The sequence below is a fragment of the Sphingomonas asaccharolytica NBRC 15499 genome (assembly GCF_001598355.1).
Classification (GTDB): Bacteria; Pseudomonadota; Alphaproteobacteria; order Sphingomonadales; family Sphingomonadaceae; genus Sphingomonas; species Sphingomonas asaccharolytica.
In genome coordinates this window covers 1-703 of the sequence record NZ_BCYU01000187.1, presented here as the reverse complement: position 1 = coordinate 703, position 703 = coordinate 1, and the positions used below count along the sequence as shown (strand labels likewise).

The following is a 703-nucleotide window of genomic DNA, read 5'->3' as shown; positions in this document are numbered from 1 at the left end:
TTTCGCTAGGATGACGAGTTTTGGAAATGGATCGTTCTAAGAACAACGGCTTATTTTGGTTCTAAACCTGAGGCTTAGCGCGCTGCATAGGCATGCTGCAGACGGTCGAGGACGGTCCCAAGCTCGCGCTGGTCGGTTTCGTCGAACTCGGGGCCGGCGGCGCGCGTATGGGCCGAGGCGATCACGCCACGGCGCCGCAGCACTTCCTTGGTGAGACGCCAGCGATAGACCGCCTGGATCATCAGGATCGGCAGCAACGCCTCGTATAGCCGCCAGACCTCGGCACGGTCGCCGGCGAGATGGGCGCGCATCAACGCGACATGGACCTCGGGAGTCTCGGCGGCGGGCATGCTGCCGATCGCGCCACGCGCGAGCTCATCGGTGATGTATCGCCCGCCGGCGCCGCCGAAAACGCCCTCGAGATGCGGAACGCCACTCGCCAGCAGCGCGCTGATGCGCTGGCCGCACGGCATGTTCTCCTCCTTGACCCAGCGGATCGCGTCGGAAGCCGCGACGATACGGGAGACCGCATCGGCGGTGAGCCCCAGGCCCATCGGCGCTGGCGCATTCTGCAGCATGATCGGCAGGCCGGCCTGCGCGCCCAGATCGCGATAGAAACTGGAAAGCGCCTCGACATCCGGACCCAGCGCGCGCGGGGTCATCACCATCGCCGCGCTCGCGCCCGCCGCCGCGCCTGCCGCGG

At 67.1% G+C, this 703-nt stretch carries 1 protein-coding gene; it reads right to left on the bottom strand.

Going from position 1 to position 703, the window contains the following annotated elements; genetic code table 11:
* Positions 1-74: 74 nt before the first annotated feature.
* The coding region (locus SAS01S_RS22010; RefSeq protein WP_066813400.1) for a dihydrodipicolinate synthase family protein at positions 75-703 on the bottom strand (629 nt) is incomplete at its 5' end.